Consider the following 1,322-nt stretch of genomic DNA (forward strand, 5'->3'; position numbering starts at 1 on the left):
ACAGGAAAGAATCAACAACAGACCAAGAAAAAGACTGGATTTCAAAACACCAATCGAGTTTATAAAACAAAAATATGGAGAAAATAAAACAATTCTAAAGTTGTTGCGTTATTAATTTGAATCCTGCATGTCTTAAAAAATGTTATATAGCGAAAATAATTGTAACTTTAATGGGTGACAAATTGTATGATGAAAAATCACAGTTGTAAAATATGTTGCTATGAAATATATAGTATATACAGTCCTTTTTGTATTGGTCTCTTGCCTGAATTTAACTGCACAGACATTTTATAAATCACAGTTAGAAGGTGCATGGTGCGTGGTGGATAAGACTTATAATGAAGGATTTTCTTTAATAAGGACATTCAACGATAAATATTTAATAAACAGATTTATACTTGGGAAGGGTATAGAAGATGTAATAGACACGAATTTCTATTACTTGTCTGACAAGAAACCGGAAACTTTTGACTATTCAAAAGCCAATGAAGAAACATCAGGACATTTCTTAATTTCAATAGAAAAGGGTAATCCTAATGCGAGAATGCTTTGTGGAGAAATAATTAAAGTTACTGATATCCAAATGGTAATAAGATGTTCGAAAACAACTTATGTTTTTTACAAAATATCTAAATAATGCGAGTTAGAAATATTCACGTTCCAAGATATATCACAAACCACCACTGCCCTCATTTTCAAAGGAGGAGCAGGGGTGGTTTGTATAATTTTCGAACACAAGTTAAATAGAACATGCAGAGAAAGTATTTAACATGGGTCAATATATCGGACAATGTCCATCCAACCTGTAGGGCTGTACCCCGGTGCAGCCGAAGTGATAACTAATGATACAAACCACGCGGTTTCGGATGTTCCTGGGAACATCCCTACTTGGCGGAGAACACGCATAAAGCCATTGTCGTTATAATGAATTCACGTATGATATCAAACAACATAATGATGAAAATGCTATATTTGCAATATGAAAGACAAGCCTTAAACAAACTTTAAAAACATAAACGATATGGAAGAGTATTTGTTTTTGCAGAATTCTATGCTTCTTGCCGGAAACGTTTTGACGGCAAAGTGTGTATTCGTATAGGTCTGCTTTTCAACTTTGAACATATAGAACAATGGTCTTAACAGGATTAAGTTATGAGAACATCCATATATCAAGCTGTTTTTATGCTCTTTATATTATTGAACTCATTTAAACTTTTGTGATTTGTGAATTTTATTAAGAAAAACCACAGCAAATGCGAGATAATTCCATCCTTTCCAACTGGATACGGTTGTATCAAATCTCGTGAGTATGGATCTAAAAC

Annotated in this window: 1 protein-coding gene and 1 pseudogene; one reads left to right on the forward strand and one right to left on the reverse strand. The window is 33.0% G+C overall.

The annotated features are described in order from the left end of the window. Positions 1-220 precede the first annotated feature (220 nt). Positions 221-637 carry a hypothetical protein gene (locus HPS54_RS12755; protein ID WP_172345768.1) on the forward strand — a complete coding sequence of 139 codons (417 nt, stop codon included), beginning with the start codon at positions 221-223 and terminating at the stop codon, positions 635-637. A gap of 566 nt (positions 638-1,203) precedes the next feature. Here the strand turns inward: HPS54_RS12755 and HPS54_RS12970 are convergent. Further along, positions 1,204-1,322: pseudogene (locus HPS54_RS12970) on the reverse strand (IS5/IS1182 family transposase); the annotation flags it as partial.

The organism is Xylanibacter caecicola, from assembly GCF_013166515.1.
Taxonomy (GTDB): domain Bacteria; phylum Bacteroidota; class Bacteroidia; order Bacteroidales; family Bacteroidaceae; genus Prevotella; species Prevotella caecicola.